The following is a 700-nucleotide window of genomic DNA, read 5'->3' as shown; positions in this document are numbered from 1 at the left end:
CATTCCCAACGGCTCAAAAGTGTCTAGGGAATCCGGGGCGATTCAGTCGTTGATCAATTCGCGAAACTGTTTGGTCAGCGCTTCCGTCGCCATTTATCTGATCTCCCTGGATTTCGTATCACCATTTCCGGCAAGGTCTTGTTCGACACTTTTGTAGCCACCTATCGCCGTGCCGGACTTGAACCCGGCGGATGATCGTTTTGCAGAGTAGGCGCCATCAAATACTTCGAGGCCAAGCCCGATATCCCAGACGTAATCGCCAAACCGAACAAACCGGTCGTGGCCGTCATCACGGAAACCCGTGTTTGGCACCATGAAAACTTTGATGCGTTTGATGTTCTTGTTCGGCAATCTGCCAAAAACGGCGCGTAATTCAGTCTCAATGTCGTCAATCGATTTCCTGTTCGCTCCGGACAGATCAGCAGTCCAGGCGGAATAGATCGTGACGTGGCGTTGTCCAGTGGCATCGATGTCCAGTAGCCGCAGAAACCGCTCTAGGCCAGAGAGCTGATCCTGAGCGTGGGCAATATGCTGGCCAATGGCATATCGATCAACGATGCTCACGAGTTTGATTGGCGCTTTTGCCAAGGCTTTGAAGCGTGCGTCCCACGTCGCCTGAAATTTATCGCCTGATTCGATATGTGTGCCTGCTAGGGATGCCCTGAATAACTCGAATGCGTAAGTGCTACAAGGTCACCGG

The 700-nt window shown here is 52.3% G+C and carries 1 protein-coding gene; it reads right to left on the bottom strand.

The genetic code is table 11. The features are described from left to right. Positions 1-93: 93 nt before the first annotated feature. Positions 94-564: a hypothetical protein gene (locus OX89_RS05835; RefSeq protein ID WP_157497344.1), complete on the bottom strand. Its 471-nt coding sequence runs from the start codon at positions 562-564 to the stop codon at positions 94-96. Positions 565-700 lie beyond the last annotated feature (136 nt).

The organism is Diaphorobacter sp. J5-51 (assembly GCF_001023515.1).
GTDB classification, from domain to species: domain Bacteria; phylum Pseudomonadota; class Gammaproteobacteria; order Burkholderiales; family Burkholderiaceae_C; genus Diaphorobacter; species Diaphorobacter nitroreducens.
The sequence above is the reverse complement of the archived record's forward strand: the minus strand, read 5'-3'. Positions and strand labels throughout refer to the sequence as shown.